We start from the raw sequence: 25,178 nt of genomic DNA on the forward strand, positions 1-25,178 counted from the left end.
CGGTTGCGATTAGATTATGATGTATCATCCAGTCATCCTGTCTGATAGGTTGATCATAATTGATACCGCTTTCTCCGTCAAGTAAAAAAATCGACATTTTTTTTAGTAGGTTTTGATCAGTTTCTCGATACAATCCATCATTTGATGAAACTCGCCTGTCGCTCTTTCTGGATCATGCTGGGAAATCCCCTCGTAAATCGTATGATGGAAAGGATAGGTCTCATCAAATAAGCGCTTCTCTCCAAGCGGATCGTTGAAAAACTTTTGATAAAGGCCGCTCATAGAGTTAATGACGCTTTCCAAGATCGGATTACCTGAAGATTTAATAATGTGTTGGTGAAAAGCAAGGTCGATTTGCGAGGTATCTTTCCCGCTTTCTTTTAGCCTTTTATATTCATGTAAAATTTTTTCCAACTCGTTTCAATTGATTCGCATTGATATTCCGTGCGGATAGCTCCACCGCTTTGCCCTCGAGTGCACGACGCACATCAAGAATTGAAAGTAAGAACTTCTTCTCGTTTTCCACCTTCACTTTGCCGGTGAAACGAAACGTATCAACATCACGCACAAAAATACCCTTACCGTTCTCTACACGAACAATATCAACGGCTTCCAAATAACGCAGAGCTTCCCGCAAGGACGAACGGCCAACACCAAACATCGCGGTCAGTTCTCCGGCGGAAGGCAGCTTGTCTCCCTCTTTCAAAGCATTTTCCTCAATATATCGTTGAATTTCTTGTGCTACTAGTTCATGAACATTGTATTTCTGAATTTTCGGCATCGATTTTTCCCCTTATCTTCGAACCTGTGTACCTATCAGACAGGTGAATCATAGTATGAATTCTATGCAGTTGTCAAGCCAAACGAACGAAGTTTTCACCTTTGAACGTTTAAATTCGTACTGTTTCGGGAGCACAAAATGAACGGCTTACGCAGTCCTTGGGAGAGTGATTGTATGATTGTCTACAAAGCAAGCTACGCCACAAGAGAAGACGTAAAGCTTTTGCTTTCTTATCCGTGTAAAGTTGTACTTTGTACAACAATAGGTAAGCTAATCCGTGTTATCCACGACAATGTTGCAAAAAATACAACAATTTCAGCCTAAAGTAGCTCTAAAGCCTAAAAAAAAGCTAAATTGTAGTACACCATACAACATTCATAGCTTTTCAAGTAGAAATCAAGGAAATTGTTGTATGCTGTACAACTTGCCTTTCTAATTCTCCATTTCTTCAAAAAACCAGCAAACAAAAAGTTAGGCAAACACATTTACTTACCGAATGATTATCCATATCCACTCTCTCTTAGCTAACTATCTTAAGTAAGAATAGGCTTAATCATTCCCTCCCTAACCTAAGAAAAGGGGCTGTCCTCAAATAGATTTTATCTACTTTTAGGACAGCCCCTTAGATTTAAGGCTTCACTTGATATAGGTTATACAAATCATCCAGCATAATGTTAGCCGCTTTGACACCGCCGGCTGTATTCCATGTCGCATCATTCACTTTGATAAGCTTATTTTCTTTGACCACTTTAAGATTTTTCCAGAGCGGGTCATTCATCCATTCCTGTTCTTGCTTGGTCCCTTTGCCATCTCCGGTCTCATAGGTAAAATAAAACACTTTATCCGCAGCATCAAGCTCCGTTAGACGCTCCTTGGTAATGTCTTCAAATGATTTCTCATCACTCTTAGCATCCGAACGAACCATGCCGATTTGTTTAAAAATAACACCCGTGAACATGTTGCCGTAATAGTATCTAGTTTTGCCACCCATAAAACGGACGACAGCCACTTTCTCTTTCAGCTTATCACCTGCTTTGCTTTTGAAATCCTCAATGCGTTTATCGAAAGCTGCGATGATTTTATCGCCTTCGGCTTTCTTATTTAACGTATCGGCATATAAGCTGAAGTTACTTTTCCACTCACCACGCAGCGTCTCCGAATAGACCGTTGGAGCTATGGCTTTTAATTGATCGTAGACTTTCTCATGACGCATCTTATTGCCAATGATTAAATCGGGTTTAAGCGATGCAATCAACTCCAAATTCGGCTGTGATTCACCGCCGATTGTCGTCACACCCTGCATATCAGCTTTAATATGATCAAACCATGGGCTACCATAGTAAGATTCAACGGCACCTACCGGTTTAATGCCTAACGCTATAAGTGCTTCCGTTCCTTCATTGGTCAAAATGACAACACGCTTTGGATTCGCTGGTACAGCCGATTCCCCCATGGCATGTTTAATGGTTCGAGGACTATCCGCCTTCGCTGATTCTTGAGGTGCTGCAGATGCCGAAGATTGTGTACTTGGCTTATCTCCACAAGCTGTTAAAACAACCGACAGAATAAACATAAGTGCAATAAGAGCCCAAGCTCTTCCTTGTTGATGATTTCTTTTTCCAAACATATAAATGAGTTCCCTCCACGCTGTCATTTGATGATAACGATTATCATTATCTATCATATATTACTAATTTATCACCTGCCTGTCAATATATATTGATAATGATTATCATATTCGTTGACTTCGCTAGTCATACTCATTAAAATAAATGAAGCAGCATTTAAGGAAGCAGGCACTCATTCATGAACAATTCAAGTTATTCAAGCAAAGTACGTCTCCACCATTTCTATAAAAGTATTGGATTACTCGCAGCTTGCTGCTTGTTGGCTGCAATGATGCTCAGCAGCGTCATGTTCGGCCTACATACGTATTCATGGGATCACATTATGACCTCCTTTGATCAAGCCGCCAAACCAACAAACGAGGCTATTATCATCCAAACCGTACGCATCCCAAGAGCCTTGATAGCTGCTCTCGTAGGAGGAAGCTTGGCTGTTGCAGGAGCTCTTATGCAAGCTATTACACGGAATCCGCTCGCTTCTCCAAGCATATTCGGCATTAATTCAGGCGCAGCCTTTGCCATTGTGTTATCCGTTGGATTTTTTAATGTTTCCAGCCTTACGCAATTTACTTGGATTGCATTTCTCGGTGCTGCATTCAGCTCTGCCCTTGTCTATGGACTCGGTTCCCTAGGCCGCGACGGTTTAACGCCTATGAAAATTACACTCGCTGGTTCAGCAATGACGGCATTTTTCGCTTCACTAACTCAAGGCATTTTGCTTGGAAACGGTAAAGCGTTTGACCAGGTCTTATACTGGCTTGTCGGATCTGTTGAAGGACGGACTATGGCCATGCTCCAATCCGTTTACCCTTATATATTAATCGCTTGGATTAGTGCGATATTTCTATCGCCGCACATCAACATATTATCAATGGGGGATGATGTAGCCAAAGGGCTTGGACAACGCACCGTATACGTGAAATTCATTACCGCAGTAGTGATTGTCATTCTTGCCGGGGGCTCTGTTGCTGTTGCGGGTCCGATTGTTTTCATAGGAATTATCATTCCGCATATCGTTCGCTTTCTTGTTGGAATCGATTATCGCTGGGTCATTCCGTATTGTGCGGTTCTAGGCGGCATTCTTTTAGTTGGAGCTGACATTATAGCTCGTTTCATTGTTATGCCTAAGGAAGTACATGTCGGTGTAGCGACAGCCATTCTCGGAGTACCCTTCTTCATCTACATCGCTCGCAAAGGGGGACTTCTGAAATGAGCCATTCCCATCGTTATGTTACCATTCGAAAAAGAGGCTTCTCTTATCTGATCAGTAAGAAATCTCTGATTGTTTCTCTTTTTCTACTCCTAGCTGTCATCGTCGTGATGATTCTGAGTACAGGAATAGGAAGCATCTATATTAAACCTGCTGAAGTCGTTCGCGCTGTTTTTGGTTACGGGACTGATCCAAGCACGATGATCGTTAGAACTTTGCGTCTACCTAGAGTCATTGTTGCTGTCTTGATTGGTGCATCGCTAGGTGTAGCCGGAGCCATCCTGCAAGGCATTGTACGAAATCCGCTAACCTCGCCGGATACGATTGGCACAACGGGCGGGGCTACACTTGGAGCAGTTTCTTTTTTCTTTTTTTTCTCAGATAAAGTCAGTATTCACTGGCTGCCAGTTGCAGCTATTATTGGTGCTTTCGTCGCTACCTTACTGGTCTATTCACTCTCATGGAAAAATGGAATCACACCTCTGCGGCTTGTTCTGATTGGGACGGGACTTACAGCTGCGATGAGCGCACTCTCCTATCTCATGCTGCTTTCCGGTCCGATTATTCTGGCTAATCAATCTCTGACCTTTATGACAGGCAGTATTTATGGAGTTTCCTGGAAAAAAGCGGTTTACCCGCTCTTACCATGGGTCGTGCTGTTAATTCCCATCATTTTCTTGTATGCGCGGCACATTACCATACAATCCTTAGGCGAAGATATCGCCCGTAGTGTTGGAAGCAACGTTCAACGTCAACGCTTCCTATTGATCATCCTAAGCGTTGCACTATCAGGGGCTGCAGTTGCCTTCGGAGGTGCGATCAATTTCATTGGTCTCATGGCTCCGCACATTTCCCGCAAGCTCGTAGGTGCTAGCTTCGGTGCGCTTATCCCTGTGTCCGCATTGACTGGTTCCCTGCTTTTGCTGTTGGCTGATTTAGCTGGACGCTTCTTGTTCAAACCGCTCGATATTCCGGCAGGTGTATTCACAGCAGCTATCGGCGCCCCTATCTTCATCTATGTGCTATATCGCAGTAGAAATCGCGGTTAACAACAGCGGTTTTACTTAAAGGAGAATCGACCTATGCCCACCCTTGAAAAAGAAAAAGCACTAGAAGCACAATCGCTTCAGTTGACATACGGAGAGACGACCATCTTTCACAGCTTGAATTTACAAATACCTAAAGGCAAAATTACCGTGTTTATTGGCAGCAATGGCTGTGGGAAATCAACACTTCTACGATCGCTTGCTAGACTGCTGAAGCCGAAATCAGGTGCAATCCTCCTGGATAGCACGGAAATCGCCAAACTCTCCACAAAAGAGGTAGCCCGGAAAATGGCCATTCTCCCACAAGGACCTTCCGCGCCCGAAGGGCTTACCGTACGACAGCTCGTGAAGCAAGGACGCTACCCTTATCAAAGTTGGCTGCAGCAGTGGTCATCTGAAGATGAGAGCAAAGTCATGCATGCTCTCCAGCTTACGAATATGCTCACTTACGCGGATCGCAGTGTGGATTCCTTATCTGGCGGGCAGCGCCAACGAGCATGGATCGCTATGACACTGGCTCAGGACACCCCTACACTGCTCCTTGATGAGCCTACTACTTATCTGGACTTAACCCATCAGATTGAGGTATTGGATTTATTGTTTGAGCTGAATGAGAACGAACAACGCACGATCGTGATGGTGCTGCATGACATCAATCTGGCCTGCCGTTATGCCCATCACATCGTCGCCATTAAGGATAGTTCTGTGTATGCAGAAGGTAAGCCGGAAGACATTGTGAACGAGCAGCTGCTTCTAGATGTGTTCGATATGAAATGCAGCGTTGCGCCCGATCCTATCTTCCGAACACCTATGTGTATCCCTTACGGAAAGGGTCGCGTTCTTCCCCATAAATAATGACAACCCCGGTCATCTAAGTGACCGGGGCTGTTTACGATTAAAGGTATAAGTGCTAAATCGTTCTTGCAAAATTAGCCATATTATAATTGCTCTCGAACATAATACTTGCAGATACCAGGTTTTGCCTAATTGTGAAATCGAACAAAATTTCACCATGGGTCCAGCTTTTCTTCCGTTTCAATGATTCAATGGCCATCTGCCGAAAGGATTGATACTGCAGCTCCGTCAAACCTTTGGTCGTAGTTGCAGGCAATACCCCGTCTTTGCTCTCAAATGGAAGGTGCTTAATGCCGAATTTACCAATTTCATTGTTGCGAATGTGAACAAACACAGTACCGGAATTCACATGTGATAATTCTTCTTTGATCTTTCTAAACACCAAATCGATTTGTCTAGCGAGTGGTATCTGATCCAAATTCATTACTTTCCTCCTTAAGTTTTATTTTTTTTACTTATTATGTAATTTATGTGACTGTAGACCTATTATACTCACACTATTTACATTATTCAACAGTTTATTTACATTATTCAAACAATTCTTACTATTTTTTATGTAATGTTAATAAAATTCCCATTTCAAATGTAAGAAACGAACGATTTTTGTCGAAATGATGTAGAATATTTCCAGATTCAATGTTATAATTTGCAAGCATACATCATGGATTCCAACACAAATAAACAAATTTCGCAGAGGAGTCGGTCGGATTGGATAAAGTATCAACCTTATCGTTCAGAAAGAAACTACAACTTGGTTGTTATGCACTTATTGGTTTGAATTCAATCTTCATGTTGATTGTGACATTTGCTTCAGATTGGAATCGCTTACTTGGTATCATATTCCTACTTATTATTCTTGGAGGCGGCTACCCGTTCATTCGATGGTTCGAGAATCAGCTAACGGAACCCATTGCCGATTTATCCCGAATAGCGCTCAACATTTCCAAAGGGGACTTCTCTCAAAAAGTAACCGTAACCTCAGATGATACACTTGGGCAGCTTGGCCAATCCTTTAACAAAATGATAGATAAACTACGCGAAATTCTTCGCGACACAGGAACAATTTCGAAGCAGGTTTTTCAAACAAGCCGTGATATTTATGTTAAAAATGAAAGCTTCCGTACAGTCCTAGAACAAGTGAGTATTTCGGCCCACGAGCTGGCCTCGGGTGCCGGGCAAATTTCAGAAGAAGTTTCTGGTGTTTCGATTACCTCCAAAGACATTGAAGTGAGAATCGTCAATTATGCCGGGTCTGCGAAAGAAATGAAAGATCGCTCGGATCAGATGATGACCCTTGTAGAAAAAGGACGCACGTCCGTTGAAAGCCAAGGCATCGGTATGAAACGAAATGTAGAAGTTACACAGCAGGTATCTGATACAATCGATATGCTGGCTCGTCAAGCTGAAGGCATCAGCAGCGTTACTCGTTCCATTTCCGAGATTGCTGAGCAAACGAACCTTTTGTCCCTCAACGCTTCCATCGAAGCTGCTAGAGCTGGCGAACATGGCCGGGGCTTTGCAGTCGTCGCTCAGGAAGTGCGCAAGCTAGCTGAAGAGTCAACCTCTCTTACACGTGAAGTATTCGGTTTCGTGAAAAGCATCGAGCAAGGTATTCAAGAAGCCATTCGCAGCATTCAAGTGAATGAAGATGTCGTGAAGAAACAAACCGTGTTAATCGAGCAAACCGAAATTGTTTTTGCTGAGATTGTCGGAAGCGTAGGCTTTATTTCGGAAGAAATTACCCGCTTCGCGGAAGAAAGCGAGCAAATGCTGACAAGCTCCGAACAAATCGCCGCGGCGATGGAGAACATATCGGCGATCACGGAGGAATCAGCGGCTGGCACACAAGAGGTTTCCGCTTCTATGAATGAGCAGATCACTACGGTACAAGGGATCGTTACACAAGCCGAAGAGATGACGCGTGTTGTCACACAATTACAACAGACGATTCAGGTCTTCAAGTTATAAGCTTTATTCGTACAAAAAAGGCTTTCCCACTTCGGTCATGGGAAAGCCTTTTTTGTTCACGCTTGGACTTTAGCTTCTGTCAGTTCCATGAACTGCTTCACATCTTGAACTGCCATATCGACAGCGCTTTGCCAGAAATCCGGTTCTGTAAGATCAACGCCGAGATGCTTCTGAGCAAGCTCCTCCACGTTCATGCTGCCTGTGTCTCTAAGCAAAGAGATATACTTTTCTTCAAAGGCAGCACCCTCCTGCACCGCTCTTGCGTAAATACCTGCACTAAAGAGGTAACCGAACGTGTATGGGAAATTATAAAAAGGAACATCCGTCGCATAGAAATGCAGCTTAGCCGCCCAGAAATGCGGATGATAGCTGCTTAAAGCATCTTTGTAAGCTAGCTTCTGTGCATCCACCATGAGTTCATTCAAACGTTCAACGCTAACTAAACCTTGACTTCGTGCTTCGTAAAAGTTCGTTTCGAAGATGAATCTCGCATGGATGTTCATGAAGAAAGCGATTGCCCGTTGGATCTTATCCTCGAGTAAAACGATGCGTTCTTCATCTGTTGAGGCACTCTTTACAACGGCGTCCGCTACAATCATTTCAGCGAAGGTAGAGGCTGTCTCTGCGACGTTCATCGCGTACTCCTGCGCTAACGCAGGCATATCCGTCATGACATGCTGATGGTAGCCGTGACCTAACTCATGAGCTAATGTAGAAACGTTATTTAACGTTCCGCCGTAGGTCATGAAGATACGCGTCTCACCCGCTATCGGGAAAGATGTACAGAAGCCCCCAGGCCGCTTCCCTGCTCGATCCTCAGCTTCGATCCAGCGCTTCTCAAAGGCTTCTTCCGAAAAGGCTGCCAGCTTCGGACTGAACTGTTTAAATTGATCGACAATCAGACTAGCACCATCGTCATAAGAAATTTTCTTCGAGGAATCGCCCAGTGGCGCATCCACGTCAACCCAAGCCAACTTATCAACGCCAAGCAGTTTCGCTTTTCGGTTCAAATACGCAACGAAAATGTCTTTATTGCGGTCGATCACTTCCCACATGACATTCAACGTTTTCTCTTCCATACGATTGATAGCAAGCGGCTCTTTATGTATGTTTTTCCAACCTCTGTATTTATAAACCTGAAGACGGAAACCTGCCAAATGGTTTAATGCTTCGGCACAATATTCCTCTTTATCCGTCCATGCTTGTTCCCATTTTTCAAACAGGTCCAGTCGTTCTTCACGATTCTCTGTATGTAGTTTATTAAACGCTTGACCGGCGGATAGCTCCACCTGTTCACCGTCAACCTCTACAGCCATGCGGAATTGACCAACGGTCGTATTATACAGATCTCCCCACCCATGATAGCCATCTACAGCCAAATCATTAATTAAGGCTTCCTGCTCAGGCGGCAGCTTCTCTTGGGCCAAAGCACGTCGCTCATGGAGCGGAAAAGCTATAGCTTTGAACGGCTCTTTCTGCAGTAGAGCTGACCATACATCATCTGGAATCCCCGTCAGAACTTGATCAAAATGGGTGAGCGAAGACAAATGCTCTGCAAACAAGCTTTTGACCTTTCCGCTAAGTACAGGCGCTTTCTTATCCTTCTGATTATCCGCTAGCAAGCAGCCTACGAAAGAATCCGCCTCATGGATATGCTTCAAATTATGCTGAAACAGTTCTATCAGTCTTTCTAGCGAAGCTGTATCTTCTGCCTGTTGTGGTGAGGGGGTATTTCGTACTTGTTCTTGAAAAGCAGCAATCGATGCTTGAAGCTCCTTTAGGTGCGCTGCGAATGCAGGAGACTCGCTTCCCCCAGGAAAAAAGGTTTCTAAATTCCATGTTTGATTAAGAGGTAAATTAAGCAAAGCTATCACCTTTCCTTTCCATCTTTTATTAAATCATAATCGCCACCTGATCGCCAATAATACTCATCTTGATCATTGCTTATAGGTAAAAAGTATGATTCAATTATAGATAGTTCCCACATCATATATTCGGAACAGGATGGGTGATTTTCAATTATGAAACCGTTACAAATTTCTCCAGAAACAGCCGTTAAGCTAGCTGAACAACTTAAGGTGCCTTTAGAACATCTCATGCATATGCCACAACATATTTTACTGCAAAAATTAGCGGAGCTCGCTAAAGCTTCCTCACCGGAAAATAGTGATCCAGAATCGAAGTAAGCGTTGATCCCTTTCGCTAACACTTGGCCTTATGACATTATTATGAAGGACATTTATGTGGCCCAATGTCCCTTTTGCCATAGCCCCAATGTGCTGCTGCCATTGAAAATCCACGAACTGACATCCATTCACGAAGGTAAAAAAAAGCTGCTTGTGTTTCCTTGCTGCCATAATAAGCTAACGCTCGTCGACACAGATCGCGATTATTTATTGGCGGACACCGCAATACGCAAATGAATCGTAGCTTCAAAGCGCAAGGAGTAGAAAGAGTCCCTATGAATGAGTACCTCGTTCCTTTGACAAGCGCATGTACGTTAGTTACGTTAAATTACATGGCAATGAAACTTCGCAGCAAGATGCTTATCGATTCATATGAGCACTTGCTTGCACCATTGCTCACTGGACTAGCCAGCATCATCATGATGCTGGTACCCCTACCAGAGCTATTTGGCCTGGTTGATTTACGTTCAGTCCCCATCTTTATGGCCGGTTTGCGTTATGGACTGCCTGTTGCCTTATTATCAACAATATTACCTTCGGGATTTACTTTCTTCACACAAGAAAACCAAGCATGGTTCATCATTGTACAAGAACTAATTGCCCCAGCATTGATTAGCCCCTTATTTCACAACAAAGAATACCGCAGTGGTTTCTTGGACATTCCTATTCGACATGGGCTGCAAATATGCTCATTTGTCTTCCTCCTACGGTTACTAATACAAGAGCTTCTAGAGAGCAACTTATCATGGCCATACGCCCTAGATCAGTTGTTTATGCTGGCTATCATGTCAGCTACTTTCATCATCATTATCGTCATGGTCAATGATGAGAATAAAAGTTGGCGGCTGCAGCGCCAATTAGAGCTGCAAGCCAATCAAGACGGCTTAACCAAATTACCGAATTTGCGCAGCTTTATGCCGATTGCCATCAATGCGCTACACAAACGCAGAGTATCCATCATGATGATTGATTTAGATAATTTCAAGCAATACAATGATCAGTTTGGACATTTGGAAGGTGATCAGCTGCTTCGCGAAATCAGCAGTGTTCTACGACAGCATATCCATGAACAGGATTATTTGGCTAGATACGGGGGAGAAGAATTTATTCTTCTCAGCTCAGAGATTGATCCCCTGCGGCTTAGCAAATATGCTGAGTTGCTATGCGCCATTGTTGCGGATACGTTTCTCCATAAGAACCCTACAGATTCTGTACCAATAACAATCTCAATAGGAATTTCAACCGCGGAAGAACCTCAGGTGGAACTGAAACGAGTTATCTCTGAAGCAGATCATGCGCTTTATGAATCCAAGCACCGCGGCAAAAACCGTTCTACCCTTTACAAGCATATACAACTAAAAAATCAAAAAATGAACGCTTAGCCATTCAAGGGATTGAAGTCAACTCCTTGAATAGATAAGCGTTCATTTGATTTATACGGCAATATTCATTATGTAGCTTGTTTCATTTCGTCTGGCAGCTCCATACGAATCGCAAGCATATCTTCACGGGTTGCTATCCATTGTTCACGACTTGCTCTAATCATACCAGCATCCATAATCTTGCGGTCATTGATAATGCGTGAAAACCATTTGACCGCCTTATTGAAGCGGCTTAATCTGCGATTGAGCTCTCCTATTAAATACATGAGTCGTGCATTATTGAGGTCCAAACCTTCTGTTTCATACACACTGACATAAGCGTCCAAGGCAAACGTTAGGAAACGCTCCTCCTGCTCCCAGTCTCCTTTGGAACGGTACAACCATGCCAAATGGTGTAGAAGACCTGCTACAACACGTGATTTCTCATCTCTAATCTGCGCACTGAGAAGGGCCAATTTGTAACTAAGAAGTGTATCTTCCCAAGTTCTTTCTCCGCAATAATTGCGCATTGACCAGTTTTGAGCCACTCTCTCGTAAAAGACTTCCCTCTGCGCTGGTTTCCATTTATCCGAAAAGTTTTCTGTATGCGCATATCCACAAAATGGACAGACCCTCACTACATAGAAGTCGGGGTTGATGTCTTTATAATGAACACAGAAATCCGTATCTGTTTTGCTAGCTTTCTTGAAACTCGGACGAACCTTCATCGTTTTGTAAGAATTCTCGCAATATGTGCACTTCACTGAAATTTCATATAAAGGTTCGACCATCATTGAAACCCCGCCTTCACTTAAGTTGTATGTAGGAAAGAAGAACTATTCTTCTTTTGATGTGTTAATAAAATGATAGGCAGAGCCTTTCAGGCGTTCAAGTAAAAAATCCCGCAAATCAGATGGTAGTCCTACTTCCACCATAGCTTCCGACATACAGCTTAACCAGGCATCTGCACGTTCTACTGTAATTGGAAATGCCATGTGTCTTGCTCTCATCATTGGATGTCCATGCGTATCTGAATACAAGGTTGGTCCACCAAAAAACTGACTTAAAAACATAAACTGTTTATCTATAACCGGTCCTATATCGGAAGGGAACAGAGGCGATAACAATGGATTCTGCTGAACTTTTGGATAAAAGGCTTCCACGAGTCGGCGTACCGTCTCCGCTCCCCCCATCAATTCGTACAACGTGCTGCGATCACTTTCTGACATTAGGGTAAACCTCGCTATTCATAATCACTTTAATAGTTTTCTAAATCCTCATCCCCTGCATGCATGAGCGTTTCTCGAATGACAAATACGAACATACATACAACCAAACCAGCAATGACACCTGTCATTTGAATCACTCCCGCTGCCTAGGATATAAGACTTTACTAGTTCTATTTTACCATAAAACCGAGCTCTGAACAGTACCAAAGTCTAAGTATTTTGGGACGGCATGTATGTCCCATCCTGTTCATATAGTTGAGTAGGAGGAGGTATCCAATCTCATGCAGAAACGAAATTTCACAGCTGCGTTACTCATGGCTTTTTCTGTTACTGCTATTATTCTATGCTTATTTGCGTTCCCTCATGACGGCCTTCAAGCAGCCTTACGCGGCGTTTCCATTTGGTGGGATGTGCTCTTTCCCGCACTTTTCCCTTTCTTCGTCATCTCCGAAATTATGCTTGGCTTTGGTATCGTTCATTTCTTCGGTATGCTGCTCGATCCGATGATGCGTCCCGTCTTCCGTATCCCTGGCATCGGTGGGTTCGTAATGGCTATGGGCTTCGCTGCAGGTTACCCGGTCGGAGCTAAGTTGACCTCCCAGCTGTGGGAGCAGAAGCTCGTCAATCGTGAGGAAGGTGAACGACTCGTTGCATTCACAACAAGCTCCGATCCGATATTCTTAATCGGAGCCGTTTCGATAGGCTTCTTTCACGATGCTTCTTTGGCTATGATCTTAGCTGTTGCTCATTACGGAGGCTCCGTGCTTATAGGTTTAATGATGCGATTTCATGGCAGGAAGAGCCTGCCCACAGAGCAGGAGATTAAGAGCAAGGGCGGGGTCTTGAAGCGTGCTTTTGAAGCGATGCACAGCGCTCGAATCAACGACGGCAGACCCATAGGCACACTACTGAGTCAATCCATCCTACAGTCGCTCAGCTTAATTTTCGTAGTAGGTGGACTAGTTGTGTTCTTCTCTGTTGTTTTAGAAGTCTTAACAGCAGCTAAGGTCATGAATGCGATCTACCTACTCATTGCCTCCCTCCTGCAAATCACAGGACTCCCCCATGAGTTATCACAAGCAGTAATGAATGGTTTGTTTGAAGTAACACTCGGGGCGAAGGCTGCCGGGAATGCTCCCGTATCGTTAGCGCTCTCCAGCAAAGTGGCTATCGGTGCTTTCATTTTGTCATGGGGCGGCATGTCCGTTCATGCTCAAATTGTTAGCCTATTAAGCCATACGAATCTGCGTTACTTGCCATTTGTCACCGCTCGCTTCATCCATGCCTTGCTCTCCGCTGCTATTGTTCTCTTTTTTTGGGAGCCTATGCAAATTTTTCGAGAATCCAAAGCCGTTTTCTTACCACAATATGATTCGGCTTCTCCTGTTCTCAGCTATCTAAGGCTAATGCTGCCAATTAGCGGAACGGTCTTCCTTGGTGCTTTTTGTGTCATTGCCGGACTCTTTGCTGCATATTCCTTATTTAAACTCGTGTATGAAAAGGTTGGTGGAACAAGATAATATGGGTAATCACGATCATGATCATAAAGGGAGAGAACATCCAGATATGCAAGCAGCCTTCCCCCAAGAAGCTAAACATTTGCCTCCTGCAATTGAGCGTTTGACTGAGCTATCATTTAACTTATGGTTCAGTTGGAACCATGACGCCTTGCAGCTTTTTACACAAATGGATCCTGTAAAATGGGATCAATCCGGCCATAATCCTGTTCGTTTACTTCACCTATTGGACAATTCACAGATCGAGGCCCTCAGCGGAAACCAAGATTTTGTAGCAAACTATCAACAAGTAATGGCCAAGTTCGATGCTTATATGAACGGCACGACTTGGTTTCAAGAGCAGCATACGGACAAGGGTTATGTACAAATTGCTTACTTCTCCGCGGAGTTCGGCTTTCATGAATCATTGCCGATTTATTCAGGAGGACTGGGAATCTTAGCTGGTGACCATACGAAATCTGCAAGTGATTTGGGTATCCCTTTAATCGGTGTTGGACTTCTTTATAAAAAAGGCTATTTCACGCAGAAAATCGATGCCTCCGGCGGTCAGCAGAGTGAATTATACCCCTATGACTTCACCAAACTTCCGATCGAACGTGTACTGCAGAATGGCCAGCAGCTCGTCGTTTCCATTGATATGCCTGGTCGCGCCATCACCTTACAGGTTTGGCGTGTGCGTGTCGGCCGTAATTCGATCTATTTGCTGGATGCCGATCATGAAGCCAACAATTCAGCGGACAAAGAGCTGACCGCTCAGCTGTATGGGGGCAATCAAGATACGCGGATTGCTCAGGAAATGGTTCTTGGCATTGGGGGCGTTAAGGCGCTTCGACGGCTTAACATCTATCCCAACGTGTACCATATCAACGAAGGTCATGCGGCTTTCCTCACGCTAGAGCGACTGAAGGAGCTTCTGCATCTAGGTCTTCCCTTTCATGTGGCAGTTGAAACCGTTCGGTCAGCCACTGTATTTACTACCCATACACCTGTACCTGCGGGGCATGACACGTTCTCCATCGAGATGGTGGAACACTATCTCGGGCCTCTCCTAAGTGATCTATCGCGGCACAAACAGGACATTGTAGCACTAGGGCTCGATCACCATACGGGTCAATTCAATATGACCCATTTGGCTATGAATACAGCCGGACTGCGTAATGGGGTCAGTAAGCTGCACGGTCAAGTATCCCGAGAAATGTTCAAAGAATTTCACGGTCATATCGATGCGAGCGAAGTTCCCATTAGCTCCATTACGAATGGCGTACATCTAGATACGTGGACAGCGCCGCAATGGAAAGAACTTCTTGATCGTTTCCTGCCCGGTTCATGGCGGGAAGAACAAGCCAATAAGCACCAGTGGGCGCAAATCGAGGTCATTCCAGACGAATCCATCTGGAAAGTGCATCAACAACTGAAAGAAGATTTAGTTCGCTACGCCAGGCGAAATTTGTTCGAGCAGCGCAAGCGCAACGGAGAAACAGAAGAGCGGATCGAGGAAGTCAGACAGTATTTGAATCCCAAGGCATTAACCATTGGATTTGCCAGAAGATTTGCGACCTACAAGCGAGCTAATCTCATTTTTAATGATTTATACCGGCTTAAGAAGTTAATCAATGATCCCGAGAGACCCGTCCAATTTATTTTTGCCGGCAAAGCTCACCCTGCTGATTACCCAGGTCAAGAGCTTATCCGTGAAATTTACCGCGTTTCGCAGATGAAAGAATTCGTAGGCAAAATCGTTATTCTCGAGAACTATGACATGAATATGGCCCGTTACCTCGTACAAGGCGTAGACGTCTGGTTAAATAACCCCCGTAGACCTCTTGAGGCCAGTGGAACGAGCGGTCAAAAGGCCGCCATGAACGGGGTGCTTAATTTTAGTGTACTCGATGGCTGGTGGGAGGAAGGCTATAACGGTTCGAACGGCTGGGCTATCGGTTCCACAGGAGCGGCCGACTGGGCTGCACAAGAGAAAGAAAATACACAAGCCATCTATCACATTTTAGAGAAAGAAATTATTCCACTGTACTACAATCAAGGAGCACTCCCGCATCAATGGATCAGCCGCATGAAGCGTTCTATTCAATCGCTAAGCCCGGTTTATAACACGCATCGCATGGTGCAGGACTACACAGAGCTTACCTATTTGCCGACAGCTCAGCGAGCCCTGCTCTTTGTTTCTAATCACTATGATGTTGCAACGAAGGTTGCCGATTACAAACAGTTCATCCGTTCGAACTGGTATCACGTGAAAATCATTGGGATCGATGACCGCTCTGCCAAATTATCTACGGAAGTGCCGTTAAACGAGATAAAACCATCAACAAAGGAAATTACGACACAAATTCACTTCGGCCCCATTTGGCCGCAAGATACGGCAGTAGAAGTCATTTATTACGAGGAAAATGGCGAAACATGGGAGCAAAAAATTATTCCAATGGAACCAATTGGCGAACTGATTGAACAGATGCAGAGCTATAAAGCGACCATTCCATCGCATCTCATTCATGGGCCCCACTTCTCTATTCGTGTGCGCCCCATCTCATCTAACTTCGCACATTCCTTTGAACTTTCCTTAGTCACCAGCACATTATCGTGGCAGTAAATACGTGAATTCCTAGATAAAGCCCCGTTTGGGGCTTTTCTTATTTTCTTTTATAAATTATTATGAATAGAGAACTTACGGTATGTGCATGCGTTCATGAATGCAAATCTAACCACTTGGTGATGCTATGGATTGGAATAAGGCACTGGAATTGGCATATATCGGACCGAATACGGATTGTCATTTGATCATTGTCGGAGAATGTAAAGATGGGCAGCCTTTTTGCTATGAAGAAAATTTCTCCATTGATAAAATAGGTGAAGCTTCATTCACCGTTTGTTTAGAGCTATCCGGAATTTTCCCATTCGACAAATTAGAGCATATTTCTTTTATTGAGTTTTCTTTTAAAGACCGTGGAATTTTATATTACGCCTATGTCGATTTAATTCAACTTGAATTAAAGAAGACGATATGTTACCTTTCGTTATCCATTCCCGAAGAGATTCATCATCATCAGAACAGAAGGTACAGTAGAGCCAAGCTCTCCCTTCGAACACCGATCACACTGCGTATTGTAGGCATTCGCGGCTTATCCGCAAGCAAGGGAGTCGCCTTTTCCGGACAACTGCTTGATATTAGTGCGAGCGGTCTTTCTTTCGTTACGACGAATCGGCTTTTCTTTCCCTTATTTCTGGAATTCAGCTTCATTCTCCCCGGGTATCCCCATCCCATTACCGCCTATGGTGAAATTATTAGGGTGACGAATTTCAGTAATGATTCTTATCGGGTCGCCGCCGAGTTCCGACATACACCTGAATCAATACTTCAGGACATTGATAAATATTGCTCGATTACTAGCTAATCTTTACGAAGAAAGTTTTGCTAAAGCAAAACTCAGCTTATGCTTACGATGCAAGTTTTCTTACGAAAACTTTTAGGAGGAAACCAATTGAAATACAACGTCATTGAACGAGGCGATGACATCTCCAAGGGGCTGACAGAGCGGTTCCATCAACTCGCCGCACAGCAAGGCATGCCGAGGGATGAAGAAAATCCTGACATTGTCCTTTCTATTGGCGGAGATGGCACGATGCTGCAAGCTTTTCATAAATATGTGCATCAGCTTGATCACATCGCTTTCGTTGGTATCCATACAGGTCACTTAGGTTTCTTCGCAGATTGGAAACCAGATGAGCTGGACCATCTGGCTTCATTGATGTTCAGCGTCACCACCCCCGAGGAGCTGCGTGTTGTGCAGTACCCCGTCGTCGAGATTGAAATTACGACAGAAAAGGGCTCAGAGACGCATCTGGCTCTCAACGAATTTACAATACGAGGAATCGAAGTATCGCTAGTCGCTCGGCTTCACGTTAACGATGAAATGTTCGAGATGTTCCGTGGAGACGGAATCTGCATTTCCTCGCCTGCTGGCAGCACTGCTTACAACAAAAGCTTAGGCGGAGCAATGGTCCACCCTTCGCTCGAAGCGATTCAAATTGCAGAGATTGCTTCGATTAACAATAGGGTCTACCGCACACTCGGCTCTTCCATGATTTTACCGAAGCATCATCACTGTGACATTTATCCTAAAGCGCAGCAGAATATGCTTTTATCACTTGATCACTTATACTTGCAGCGAAACGACGTTATTTCTATCCGCTGCCGTGTAGCTGCCAACGTGAAAGTTAAGTTTGCCAGGTTCCGCCCATTTCCTTTCTGGAATAGAGTTCGCGAAGCTTTCGTTGGGTTAGAAGTAAAATAAACAGTAAAGACGCCTCTCACTCCGTTGGAGAATGAGAGGCGTCTTTTGGTTTCACTACATTAAGGAGTAGTTGTAATCACTTCAGAAGGCACTTGCTGCTTTGTGCCATTCACTTTTTCGATAATGAAATACGCGCAGCCGAAGTTGCAGTACTCATTCAAGTAATCTTGAAGAGCGGCAATGGATGATTCCTTTGTTGCTTTAGGATGGATTTCTTTAAAAAATCCTCTCAACCTTAGCTGGCTGTAACCCCAATCGCCGACAATATAGTCGTATCGTTCCAATACTTCGCTAAAACGTTCTTTAAACACTTCAAAATTCCAGCCATTCTTATGGTCTGTAACGAGCTCGTATGTTTTATTTGCAATATGAATCATGATGGTAGGAAGCTCTCCTTTCTATGATCCGTTCGTTAATTTAAACGTTTGATGCGGCTTGAACCTGTTCATGGGCATGGTACGAGCTGCGTACCAATGGTCCCGACTCAACGTGCTTAAAGCCACGTTTCATGCCCTCTTCTTTGAGCATAGCAAACTGCTCAGGCGTATAGTACTTGGCTACAGCCAAATGCGTTGTAGACGGCTGCAGGTACTGCCCAATCGTCATAATGTCGCAGCCAACTGCACGTAAATCCTCCATCGTTTGCAGCAGCTCGTCCCACTCCTCGCCTACGCCAATCATGACGCTGGATTTGGTTGGGATGTTCGGAGCAATACGCTTCGAACGCTCCAGCAGTTCTAGAGAACGGCGATATTTCGCCTTCGAGCGGACGCGGTCTGACATGCGTTCAACAGTCTCCATATTATGGTTCAAGATATCAGGCTTAGCCTCTAGAACTATGGCCAGTGACTCTTCCCTGCCCAAGAAATCCGGGATCAGCACTTCGACTGTGCACATTGGCATTTTGCGGCGAATCGCTTTGATGGTCTCAGCGAATATCATCGCGCCGCCATCTGCCAAATCATCGCGAGCAACGGAAGTGACGACACAGTGGCGCAGTCCCATTTGTAAAGCGGCATCAGCTACACGTTCTGGTTCTTCAAGATCCAGCTCGGTAGGCAGCCCTGTTTTGACTGCACAGAAACGGCATGCTCGGGTACAAATATCGCCCAAAATCATAAAAGTGGCTGTACGATTCGCCCAGCACTCATGAATGTTTGGACATTTGGCTTCTTCGCAAACCGTATGCAGCGTCTTGGAACGCATCATTGACTTTATTTCTTTGAAATTCTCATCTGTCTTGAGATTGATTTTTAACCAGTCTGGTTTTCTCTCTAATGGCTTTGGAGGCACTATAATTCCCGCCTTTTATTTGGTTTCTCGTTCTTGTTATTATAACATGAATGACTGACAAAACAATCCACTTTGCCAGTCAGTTGTGATACACTTATCAAGATGGCCAAAACAGCTTAACCTATCATGTAAAGGCTGTATGGGAGGGAAGAAACATGAGCATACAAGAAGTAACACGAGAGAAAGACCGCAAGCTTGGAGAAATTATAAGAGGTATGGGCCGAGTATTAATCGCCTTCTCCGGAGGGGTTGACAGTACATTCGTCCTTAAACGTGCGCAGCAGGAGCTAGGAGATCAAGTCTTAGCCGTCACTGCAGCATCCGAAACGTTCCCTTCTCGGGAATTCGATGCAGCCGTTGAACTAGCAGAACAAATCGGTGTCCCACTGTACAAAACAGAGGTCAAAGAATTGGAAAATGCGAATTTCGTCGCTAACAATCCAGATCGCTGTTACCATTGTAAGACGGGACTTTATTCACATTTGAAGCAACTAGCCAAAGAGTTAGGGTACCCCTACATTCTGGATGGATCGAACATGGACGATCTCGGTGACTATAGACCGGGTCTACAAGCCAAGAACGAGCAAGGCGTCCGTAGTACTTTACAGGAGTCTGGCATGACCAAGGACGAGATCAGACAGCTTTCCAAAGAGCTAGGACTGCGTACTTGGAATAAACCGTCTTTTGCTTGCTTGTCTTCTCGTATCCCTTACGGGACACAAATTGAGAAGTGGAAAATCGACCAACTGGACGAAGGCGAATACTTCTTGTCCCAGCTTGGATTGTATCAGGTGCGCGTGCGTCACCATGAAAAAATTGCCCGGATCGAGGTTATGCCGGATGAGATTCATAAAGTCGTTGAACACCGTGATGCGATCTATGAAAAGTTCAGCAAGCTCGGGTTCACTTACGTAACCCTCGATTTACAAGGTTACCGAACGGGCAGCATGAACGAAGTGCTGTCCAAGGAGACCAAAGACAAGGTGAAAGAAGCATCCTTATGATGGACTTAGAGAAGATCTTAAAGCTCGTCCAGGCGGGCGATCTGGACGTAGAAGAAGCCAAAAAGCAAATCATCAAGGAAGGCAGCGCCGCAGGCCCAGCTAACCTTGATCTTGGATTTGCTCAGCTCGACATCGATCGCGAGAAGCGTACGGGCTTCCCCGAGGTCATTTTCGGGGAAGGCAAGACCGCTGAGCAGATCGAGGCGATTTTCCGGCGGCTGATGGAGCACACCGACCGCGTGCTCGCTACGCGCGTAGACGCGGCCAAAGCCGCCCATGTTACCGCTGCCGTGGAAGGTGTCACCTACCACGAAACGGCAAGGTCGCTGACCTGGTTCAAGCGGCCCATGCTTAAAGTCCACGACGGCTATATCGCCGTCGTGTGCGCAGGCACCTCCGACCTCCCCGTGGCGGAGGAGGCGGCTCTTACGGCAGAATGCCTGGGCAGCCACGTTGAACGCGTGTTCGACGTGGGTGTAGCTGGCATTCACCGGCTCTTCCGCCGGCTGGAGCTCATTCGCGGTGCAAACGCGATTGTGGTCGTTGCCGGCATGGAAGGCGCGCTCGCCAGCGTCGTCGGCGGGCTAGTAGCCAAACCGATCGTGGCTGTGCCGACAAGCATCGGTTATGGCGCGAACCTTGCAGGTATCGCTCCCTTGTTGTCGATGCTAAATAGCTGCTCACCAGGAATCTCAGTAGTGAACATCGACAACGGCTTCGGAGCCGGTTACTATGCAGGGCTCATTAACAAAAATATGTCGAAACGAGCGTGAGATCCTACAATGCGCATTTTATATTTAGACTGCTTCTCCGGAATCAGCGGCGATATGACCCTGGGTGCTTTAGTAGATGCGGGAGCAGATCGAGCTTACATTGAAGAAGAGCTTACCAAAATCAAACTAGAGCCGTACATGTTGGAATGGAAGCGCGTCGTTAAGCGCGGTATTTCCGCCTTAAAGCTAGATGTCATTCTAGACCCACAGCATCCACCGAAACATCATCGTCATTACTCAGAAATCGTACAAGTCATTCAACAGGCAGGCTTCAATGAGCGTGTAACAGCTATCAGCTTAGCTATTTTTGAAAAGATCGGTATTGCTGAAGCAAAAATCCATGGCATTCCCGTTGAAAAAGTACACTTCCACGAAGTCGGAGCCATAGACTCCATTGTCGATATCGTAGGTGTGGCCTTAGCCATTGACTCCCTACAAGTCGAGCGCATCTTTGCCTCTCCAGTACCTCTAGGTTCAGGGACTATACATATCGATCATGGTATATATCCCGTACCAGCTCCGGCAACACTGGAAATGATGCGTGGGTTACCCATTGCTTCAACCAACTATAATATAGAGATGACCACGCCAACTGGTGCCGGAATTATTTCCGGAATCGTGGACGAGTTCTCTAAAAGCTTTCCTCCTATGATCGTTGACACCATCGGTTACGGTGCAGGTACAAGAGATTTACCTAATCAACCCAATGTGCTTCGCGTCGTAGTCGGTAAAGTTGATCCTTATATTGGAAAATGGCAAGTAAGCCACGAGCACCTTGCACATGAGCATGGACATGGACATACACATGATGATCATCATCACCACCAACATGAGCATTCACATACACACCCTCACCATACATGAGTCTCCACGGAGACCATTTATAAATTACCAAAAACGCCTCTTCCTTCAAATCAGGAGGAGACGTTTTTTTGTTTTTGCTGGATAAACTGCATCCTAACTTCCTCGTATACCTGCTTCAAAGGTACTTGATGCTCCTTAGCAATTTGTTCGCATTCTTTGAACTCTGGTGCATACTGTACCAATTTTCCCTGGTGATAACCGACTTTTACCGTTAAAAGTCCCCATCGTGTTAGCACTTGCTCGAATTCTCTAGCCAATCTATGGCAGGAAGCGTGCATGTACCTGATGCCGAGTGTCGTTGTCTCGCTAAAAATAACTTCCTCTACAACAGAGAGCCGTTCATCTTCAACCAGCACATTCAGCATAATCCCAGGTCTGCCTTTCTTCATAATTATCGGTACTACAAATACATCGTTCGCACCTACTTCAAAAAGCTTATCCATTATATAAGAAACCCACTCCGGGTTCATATCGTCTAAATTTGCCTGAATTAACAGCATACTATCGTCCACATGCTCATCCCTATGATTAAAACTCACGATCCTCACCTCATACAGGCATCATAGCAAAAATCGGATAACAACGAAAGATGCAGGGATAAACATTCGTAGAAGAGTACATCCTAAGAACTAACATTTCAGGAAGGATGATAGAGATGAAAAGCAGACCGTTTTGGTCGCGGGTTCTTGTTCTTAGCCTCCTCCTATCAGCAACCGAATCCGGGACTCTTTCAAGCAATGCTGAATCCCACGCCGCTGCATCTGACCAATTGTTTGCCGCAGCTCCGTCTAAAGTTAACCCGAACTTGAACGCTGAGCGGAAAGAGCTATTTGAAAAAACAAGCATCTTGTCAGGCATTCCATGGGCATACCTTGCCGCAGTTGATCAGTACGAAAGAACAATGAATATCGCGAAAAAAAGACCCGAACATCAAGGAATTACCAGCATTTACTTCCCTGAAACAGATTGGGTCGGCTTATTGAATCCAGACCAGCAAGATACGAATCCAAGAAGCATCTCCTTCTTTCATGGTTACGGGCGAGATGGTTCAGGTGACGGCATTGCCGATCGAAACAACGATTTAGACGTACTGGCAGCTATGGCCACACTAATGAGCAGTAATGGCAACCAAGAAGAAAATTTACAAATTAGCTTATGGAATTATTATCAAAACTCGCGCAGTGTTGAACGTATCAAACAATTCGCTACAATCTACGCCACATTAGGTACCCTCGACGCTTACGAGCATGCCTTTCCACTGCCGGTGCACGCGGACTACTCCTATCGCAGCACATGGGGGGACAGTCGCGGATGGGGCGGGCATCGTTCCCATGAAGGAACAGACTTATTTGCGGGTTATGGTGTTCCTGTACGAAGCACTTGCTATGGCATTGTGGAAATTAAAGGCTGGAATCCCTACGGAGGCTGGCGGATTGGTATTCGAGATGTGAACAATATATATCACTACTACGCGCACCTTTCTGGTTTTCAAAAAGGAATCAAAGAAAACGATATTGTAAAACCTGGACAAACCATCGGCTGGGTGGGTAGTTCAGGTTATGGTAAGCCGGGAACATCAGGTAAATTTCCACCGCATCTCCATTTTGGACTTTATCGTGATAATGGGCTGACCGAATGGAGCTTCGATCCTTACCCCTCCCTTCGCAAATGGGAACGTGAAGATCGGATGAAAAAGAAAAAATAAAACCGCTCCATTATTGGGGCGGTTCTTTTTGTGTATTGCTTTCTTGCGTTGAAACTCCCTCAGACTTTGGTGTTGTTGTAGTTCCGGCATTCGGTATACTAGGCAGCGATAAACTCGGTGGACTCGCATCCTTATTACTGCCCACAGGTTTACCCTTGTTATCATAATAATACGTAGGGACATCCCCAACAACGAGTGAATAGGAAATAGGAATTTCGGTTTCCACAATTTCAGTATCGGAATCAAAGGGAATAATCACAGATACTTCTGCAATAATACGGACATACACTTCAAACATAACCATATTGATTCCCGCATTTTGAGAACGTGTATTTAGATCAACCTTCACATTACCTACTGGCAGCAGACGAATCGGAATATCAGGGCCAAATGAGGAGAGAATCGCACTATTCATCGCTTGCCCTACCGGAATATGCTCTGATATACTTTGCAAATCCTTCAGTTCACCTTGCACTGTTTTAATCGTATCTGCAGTTATACGCATATGTTCATTATAATTAAGCATAAATCCTGTTATTTTACCGTTTTTATCCATCTTCCAATCAATTAATTGCTCCGCACTCGTACTTCCAGCCACATGATCCGCAATGGCACTATTAATCGCTTGTGTTGCTATCTGCTTTATGCGTACTTTTGCCAAATTCATCAGTGGAGGTCTAAGATTACGTTCTACGAAAATAAAAAACTGCACGCTAAATAAGACAAAGATGAGAAGACCGATCAACAGCACCTTTTTGCGGTTTGTTTTACCTGTAGGTCTGCTTCTCCAGCGTCGCCTTAGCAGCATCCCATTCCCTCCCCTAGCCACTCAAATCAATTAGTACTACCTTATGCGGACATGGAGTGAAAAAGAAGACACGTTCCCCACAGCAAGTCCACTCAACCGGTCATACATTCATCTCCATTGTTATTCTAACTTTCCCCATTCCCATTCCATTTGTATCCCGTCTTATTCGTTATCGAGTCTGAACCCAATGGGTCTAACTGGATTACGCCTGCAGATTTCCCCATCCCTTCTGTAACCTCTCTCGTCTGGGTTCCTACGTATACGTTCTTCTCACTGAGACACAACCCATCCGTACATCCGTATCTTCTCGCTTCTGCGACCCATCATCAATGCAACTTCCTACGTGAGTCTCATCCATTCAGGGCAACTCATGTCAGCACCATATCGACCCCGCATTACCTTGACTATGCCACCACATCCTTCAGCCGACACAATTTGTCCTATCCTATCCTGTCCTGTCCTGTCCACGTACCTGTATCTCATCTCATTGACATCTTCCATCCAACGTCACCTCACTTTGCGTCCAACCCAACTTTTCACCACCTCTATGGACACTATCCCCATCACTCAGAAATTAGAAAACCATTCGATTTCTAATTAAATTTTTCCATTTTCCCTTGAAATAAGATCATATGTTTGGTATATT

General features: G+C 44.9%; 26 protein-coding genes. 15 read left to right on the forward strand and 11 right to left on the reverse strand.

The genetic code is table 11. From position 1 onward, the window contains the following. Window positions 1-102: 102 nt before the first annotated feature. The 3 genes from QFZ80_RS26985 to QFZ80_RS26995 all read right to left on the reverse strand — a co-directional run bounded on the left by QFZ80_RS26985 (window position 103) and on the right by QFZ80_RS26995 (window position 2,408). A complete protein-coding gene (locus QFZ80_RS26985; RefSeq protein WP_307561933.1) occupies window positions 103-414 on the reverse strand; it encodes a FadR/GntR family transcriptional regulator in 312 nt (103 codons plus the stop codon). Then, window positions 395-781: a FadR/GntR family transcriptional regulator gene (locus QFZ80_RS26990; RefSeq protein WP_307561935.1), complete on the reverse strand. Its 387-nt coding sequence runs from the start codon at window positions 779-781 to the stop codon at window positions 395-397. Before QFZ80_RS26990 ends, QFZ80_RS26985 begins: the two co-directional genes overlap by 20 nt. Window positions 782-1,409: 628 nt before the next feature. Next, window positions 1,410-2,408: an ABC transporter substrate-binding protein gene (locus QFZ80_RS26995; RefSeq protein WP_307561937.1), complete on the reverse strand. Its 999-nt coding sequence runs from the start codon at window positions 2,406-2,408 to the stop codon at window positions 1,410-1,412. A gap of 179 nt (window positions 2,409-2,587) precedes the next feature. Here QFZ80_RS26995 and QFZ80_RS27000 point away from each other — a divergent pair, with 179 nt between their 5' ends. Genes QFZ80_RS27000 through QFZ80_RS27010 form a run of 3 tightly spaced genes read left to right on the forward strand, consistent with a single transcriptional unit; the run spans window position 2,588 to window position 5,517 of the window. Beyond that, window positions 2,588-3,619: a FecCD family ABC transporter permease gene (locus tag QFZ80_RS27000; RefSeq protein WP_307561939.1), complete on the forward strand. Its 1,032-nt coding sequence runs from the start codon at window positions 2,588-2,590 to the stop codon at window positions 3,617-3,619. Beyond that, a complete protein-coding gene (locus tag QFZ80_RS27005) occupies window positions 3,616-4,665 on the forward strand; it encodes a FecCD family ABC transporter permease (protein WP_307552915.1) in 1,050 nt (349 codons plus the stop codon). The genes QFZ80_RS27000 and QFZ80_RS27005 overlap by 4 nt, the downstream gene beginning before the upstream one ends. A gap of 33 nt (window positions 4,666-4,698) precedes the next feature. Then, window positions 4,699-5,517 carry an ABC transporter ATP-binding protein gene (locus tag QFZ80_RS27010; protein WP_307552914.1) on the forward strand — a complete coding sequence of 273 codons (819 nt, stop codon included), beginning with the start codon at window positions 4,699-4,701 and terminating at the stop codon, window positions 5,515-5,517. A gap of 55 nt (window positions 5,518-5,572) precedes the next feature. On the opposite strand, the gene QFZ80_RS27015 is transcribed toward QFZ80_RS27010, so the two are convergent. After that, complete coding sequence (locus QFZ80_RS27015; protein WP_047681433.1) at window positions 5,573-5,941, reverse strand: hypothetical protein; 369 nt, start codon at window positions 5,939-5,941, stop codon at window positions 5,573-5,575. A 284-nt stretch (window positions 5,942-6,225) separates the two neighbouring features. Between QFZ80_RS27015 and QFZ80_RS27020 the strand changes: the two genes are divergently transcribed. After that, complete coding sequence (locus QFZ80_RS27020; RefSeq protein WP_307552910.1) at window positions 6,226-7,485, forward strand: methyl-accepting chemotaxis protein; 1,260 nt, start codon at window positions 6,226-6,228, stop codon at window positions 7,483-7,485. Between the two features lie 56 nt (window positions 7,486-7,541). Here the strand turns inward: QFZ80_RS27020 and QFZ80_RS27025 are convergent, their stop codons facing one another. After that, complete coding sequence (locus tag QFZ80_RS27025; RefSeq protein WP_307561941.1) at window positions 7,542-9,350, reverse strand: M3 family oligoendopeptidase; 1,809 nt, start codon at window positions 9,348-9,350, stop codon at window positions 7,542-7,544. A gap of 156 nt (window positions 9,351-9,506) precedes the next feature. Between QFZ80_RS27025 and QFZ80_RS27030 the strand changes: the two genes are divergently transcribed. Genes QFZ80_RS27030 through QFZ80_RS27040 form a run of 3 tightly spaced genes read left to right on the forward strand, consistent with a single transcriptional unit; the run spans window position 9,507 to window position 11,053 of the window. Further along, window positions 9,507-9,671, forward strand: coding sequence for a YycC family protein (locus QFZ80_RS27030; RefSeq protein WP_307552906.1), 165 nt, complete (start codon window positions 9,507-9,509; stop codon window positions 9,669-9,671). Window positions 9,672-9,674: 3 nt separating this feature from the next. Continuing rightward, the gene (locus tag QFZ80_RS27035) at window positions 9,675-9,908 is read left to right on the forward strand and encodes a hypothetical protein (RefSeq protein ID WP_082562640.1); all 234 of its coding nucleotides are present in this window, start codon (window positions 9,675-9,677) and stop codon (window positions 9,906-9,908) included. Between the two features lie 38 nt (window positions 9,909-9,946). Beyond that, window positions 9,947-11,053, forward strand: coding sequence for a diguanylate cyclase (locus tag QFZ80_RS27040; protein ID WP_307561943.1), 1,107 nt, complete (start codon window positions 9,947-9,949; stop codon window positions 11,051-11,053). Between the two features lie 68 nt (window positions 11,054-11,121). Here QFZ80_RS27040 and QFZ80_RS27045 read toward each other — a convergent pair whose 3' ends face one another. Continuing rightward, the gene (locus QFZ80_RS27045; protein WP_307561945.1) at window positions 11,122-11,826 is read right to left on the reverse strand and encodes a DUF2225 domain-containing protein; all 705 of its coding nucleotides are present in this window, start codon (window positions 11,824-11,826) and stop codon (window positions 11,122-11,124) included. A gap of 42 nt (window positions 11,827-11,868) precedes the next feature. Then, entirely contained in the window at window positions 11,869-12,261 is a 393-nt protein-coding gene (locus QFZ80_RS27050; RefSeq protein ID WP_307552900.1) for a globin domain-containing protein, read from the reverse strand. A gap of 281 nt (window positions 12,262-12,542) precedes the next feature. Between QFZ80_RS27050 and ylbJ the strand changes: the two genes are divergently transcribed. From ylbJ to QFZ80_RS27070, 4 genes are all read left to right on the forward strand, one after another. Continuing rightward, window positions 12,543-13,781 (forward strand): sporulation integral membrane protein YlbJ, encoded by a 1,239-nt coding sequence (ylbJ, locus tag QFZ80_RS27055; RefSeq protein WP_307552898.1) that lies wholly within the window; start codon window positions 12,543-12,545, stop codon window positions 13,779-13,781. A 1-nt stretch (window position 13,782) separates the two neighbouring features. Further along, window positions 13,783-16,383, forward strand: a complete 2,601-nt coding sequence (glgP, locus tag QFZ80_RS27060; RefSeq protein ID WP_307561947.1) for an alpha-glucan family phosphorylase — start codon at window positions 13,783-13,785, stop codon at window positions 16,381-16,383. Window positions 16,384-16,510: 127 nt separating this feature from the next. Continuing rightward, a complete protein-coding gene (locus QFZ80_RS27065; RefSeq protein WP_307552894.1) occupies window positions 16,511-17,185 on the forward strand; it encodes a flagellar brake protein in 675 nt (224 codons plus the stop codon). Between the two features lie 87 nt (window positions 17,186-17,272). Then, complete coding sequence (locus QFZ80_RS27070) at window positions 17,273-18,085, forward strand: NAD kinase (protein ID WP_307561949.1); 813 nt, start codon at window positions 17,273-17,275, stop codon at window positions 18,083-18,085. Between the two features lie 59 nt (window positions 18,086-18,144). On the opposite strand, the gene QFZ80_RS27075 is transcribed toward QFZ80_RS27070, so the two are convergent. Then, a complete protein-coding gene (locus QFZ80_RS27075; protein ID WP_307552890.1) occupies window positions 18,145-18,462 on the reverse strand; it encodes a YutD family protein in 318 nt (105 codons plus the stop codon). Window positions 18,463-18,502: 40 nt separating this feature from the next. Continuing rightward, window positions 18,503-19,378, reverse strand: coding sequence for a lipoyl synthase (gene lipA / locus QFZ80_RS27080; RefSeq protein WP_307561951.1), 876 nt, complete (start codon window positions 19,376-19,378; stop codon window positions 18,503-18,505). Between the two features lie 155 nt (window positions 19,379-19,533). On the opposite strand from lipA, the gene larE reads away from it, so the two are divergent. The 3 genes from larE to larC are packed head-to-tail and all read left to right on the forward strand — an operon-like array spanning window position 19,534 to window position 22,019. Continuing rightward, window positions 19,534-20,382: an ATP-dependent sacrificial sulfur transferase LarE gene (gene larE, locus QFZ80_RS27085; RefSeq protein ID WP_307552888.1), complete on the forward strand. Its 849-nt coding sequence runs from the start codon at window positions 19,534-19,536 to the stop codon at window positions 20,380-20,382. Then, window positions 20,379-21,155 (forward strand): nickel pincer cofactor biosynthesis protein LarB, encoded by a 777-nt coding sequence (gene larB, locus QFZ80_RS27090; RefSeq protein ID WP_307552886.1) that lies wholly within the window; start codon window positions 20,379-20,381, stop codon window positions 21,153-21,155. Before larE ends, larB begins: the two co-directional genes overlap by 4 nt. Window positions 21,156-21,164: 9 nt before the next feature. Then, window positions 21,165-22,019, forward strand: a complete 855-nt coding sequence (larC, locus tag QFZ80_RS27095) for a nickel pincer cofactor biosynthesis protein LarC (RefSeq protein WP_307561954.1) — start codon at window positions 21,165-21,167, stop codon at window positions 22,017-22,019. Between the two features lie 50 nt (window positions 22,020-22,069). Here the strand turns inward: larC and larC2 are convergent, their stop codons facing one another. Further along, window positions 22,070-22,558: a nickel pincer cofactor biosynthesis protein LarC2 gene (gene larC2, locus QFZ80_RS27100; RefSeq protein WP_307552883.1), complete on the reverse strand. Its 489-nt coding sequence runs from the start codon at window positions 22,556-22,558 to the stop codon at window positions 22,070-22,072. A 116-nt stretch (window positions 22,559-22,674) separates the two neighbouring features. Here larC2 and QFZ80_RS27105 point away from each other — a divergent pair, with 116 nt between their 5' ends. Further along, a complete protein-coding gene (locus tag QFZ80_RS27105; RefSeq protein WP_373460172.1) occupies window positions 22,675-23,724 on the forward strand; it encodes a M23 family metallopeptidase in 1,050 nt (349 codons plus the stop codon). A 10-nt stretch (window positions 23,725-23,734) separates the two neighbouring features. On the opposite strand, the gene yunB is transcribed toward QFZ80_RS27105, so the two are convergent. Continuing rightward, the gene (gene yunB, locus QFZ80_RS27110; RefSeq protein WP_307552879.1) at window positions 23,735-24,532 is read right to left on the reverse strand and encodes a sporulation protein YunB; all 798 of its coding nucleotides are present in this window, start codon (window positions 24,530-24,532) and stop codon (window positions 23,735-23,737) included. Window positions 24,533-25,178 lie beyond the last annotated feature (646 nt).

Origin of the sequence: Paenibacillus sp. V4I7 (assembly GCF_030817275.1) — a bacterium.
Classification (GTDB): domain Bacteria; phylum Bacillota; class Bacilli; order Paenibacillales; family NBRC-103111; genus Paenibacillus_E.

Coding starts and splice junctions, on each gene's coding strand:
- QFZ80_RS27015 (WP_047681433.1), bottom strand. CDS start 5,941: ATGAATTTGGATCAGATACCACTCGCTAGACAAATCGATTTGGTGTTT.
- larB (WP_307552886.1), top strand. CDS start 20,379: ATGATGGACTTAGAGAAGATCTTAAAGCTCGTCCAGGCGGGCGATCTG.
- QFZ80_RS27075 (WP_307552890.1), bottom strand. CDS start 18,462: ATGATTCATATTGCAAATAAAACATACGAGCTCGTTACAGACCATAAG.
- QFZ80_RS26990 (WP_307561935.1), bottom strand. CDS start 781: ATGCCGAAAATTCAGAAATACAATGTTCATGAACTAGTAGCACAAGAA.
- QFZ80_RS27030 (WP_307552906.1), top strand. CDS start 9,507: ATGAAACCGTTACAAATTTCTCCAGAAACAGCCGTTAAGCTAGCTGAA.
- QFZ80_RS27040 (WP_307561943.1), top strand. CDS start 9,947: ATGAATGAGTACCTCGTTCCTTTGACAAGCGCATGTACGTTAGTTACG.
- QFZ80_RS27010 (WP_307552914.1), top strand. CDS start 4,699: ATGCCCACCCTTGAAAAAGAAAAAGCACTAGAAGCACAATCGCTTCAG.
- larC (WP_307561954.1), top strand. CDS start 21,165: ATGCGCATTTTATATTTAGACTGCTTCTCCGGAATCAGCGGCGATATG.
- QFZ80_RS27000 (WP_307561939.1), top strand. CDS start 2,588: ATGAACAATTCAAGTTATTCAAGCAAAGTACGTCTCCACCATTTCTAT.
- QFZ80_RS27105 (WP_373460172.1), top strand. CDS start 22,675: ATGAAAAGCAGACCGTTTTGGTCGCGGGTTCTTGTTCTTAGCCTCCTC.
- QFZ80_RS27065 (WP_307552894.1), top strand. CDS start 16,511: ATGGATTGGAATAAGGCACTGGAATTGGCATATATCGGACCGAATACG.
- yunB (WP_307552879.1), bottom strand. CDS start 24,532: ATGCTGCTAAGGCGACGCTGGAGAAGCAGACCTACAGGTAAAACAAAC.
- larE (WP_307552888.1), top strand. CDS start 19,534: ATGAGCATACAAGAAGTAACACGAGAGAAAGACCGCAAGCTTGGAGAA.
- ylbJ (WP_307552898.1), top strand. CDS start 12,543: ATGCAGAAACGAAATTTCACAGCTGCGTTACTCATGGCTTTTTCTGTT.
- QFZ80_RS27005 (WP_307552915.1), top strand. CDS start 3,616: ATGAGCCATTCCCATCGTTATGTTACCATTCGAAAAAGAGGCTTCTCT.
- QFZ80_RS26995 (WP_307561937.1), bottom strand. CDS start 2,408: ATGTTTGGAAAAAGAAATCATCAACAAGGAAGAGCTTGGGCTCTTATT.
- glgP (WP_307561947.1), top strand. CDS start 13,783: ATGGGTAATCACGATCATGATCATAAAGGGAGAGAACATCCAGATATG.
- QFZ80_RS27050 (WP_307552900.1), bottom strand. CDS start 12,261: ATGTCAGAAAGTGATCGCAGCACGTTGTACGAATTGATGGGGGGAGCG.
- QFZ80_RS27045 (WP_307561945.1), bottom strand. CDS start 11,826: ATGATGGTCGAACCTTTATATGAAATTTCAGTGAAGTGCACATATTGC.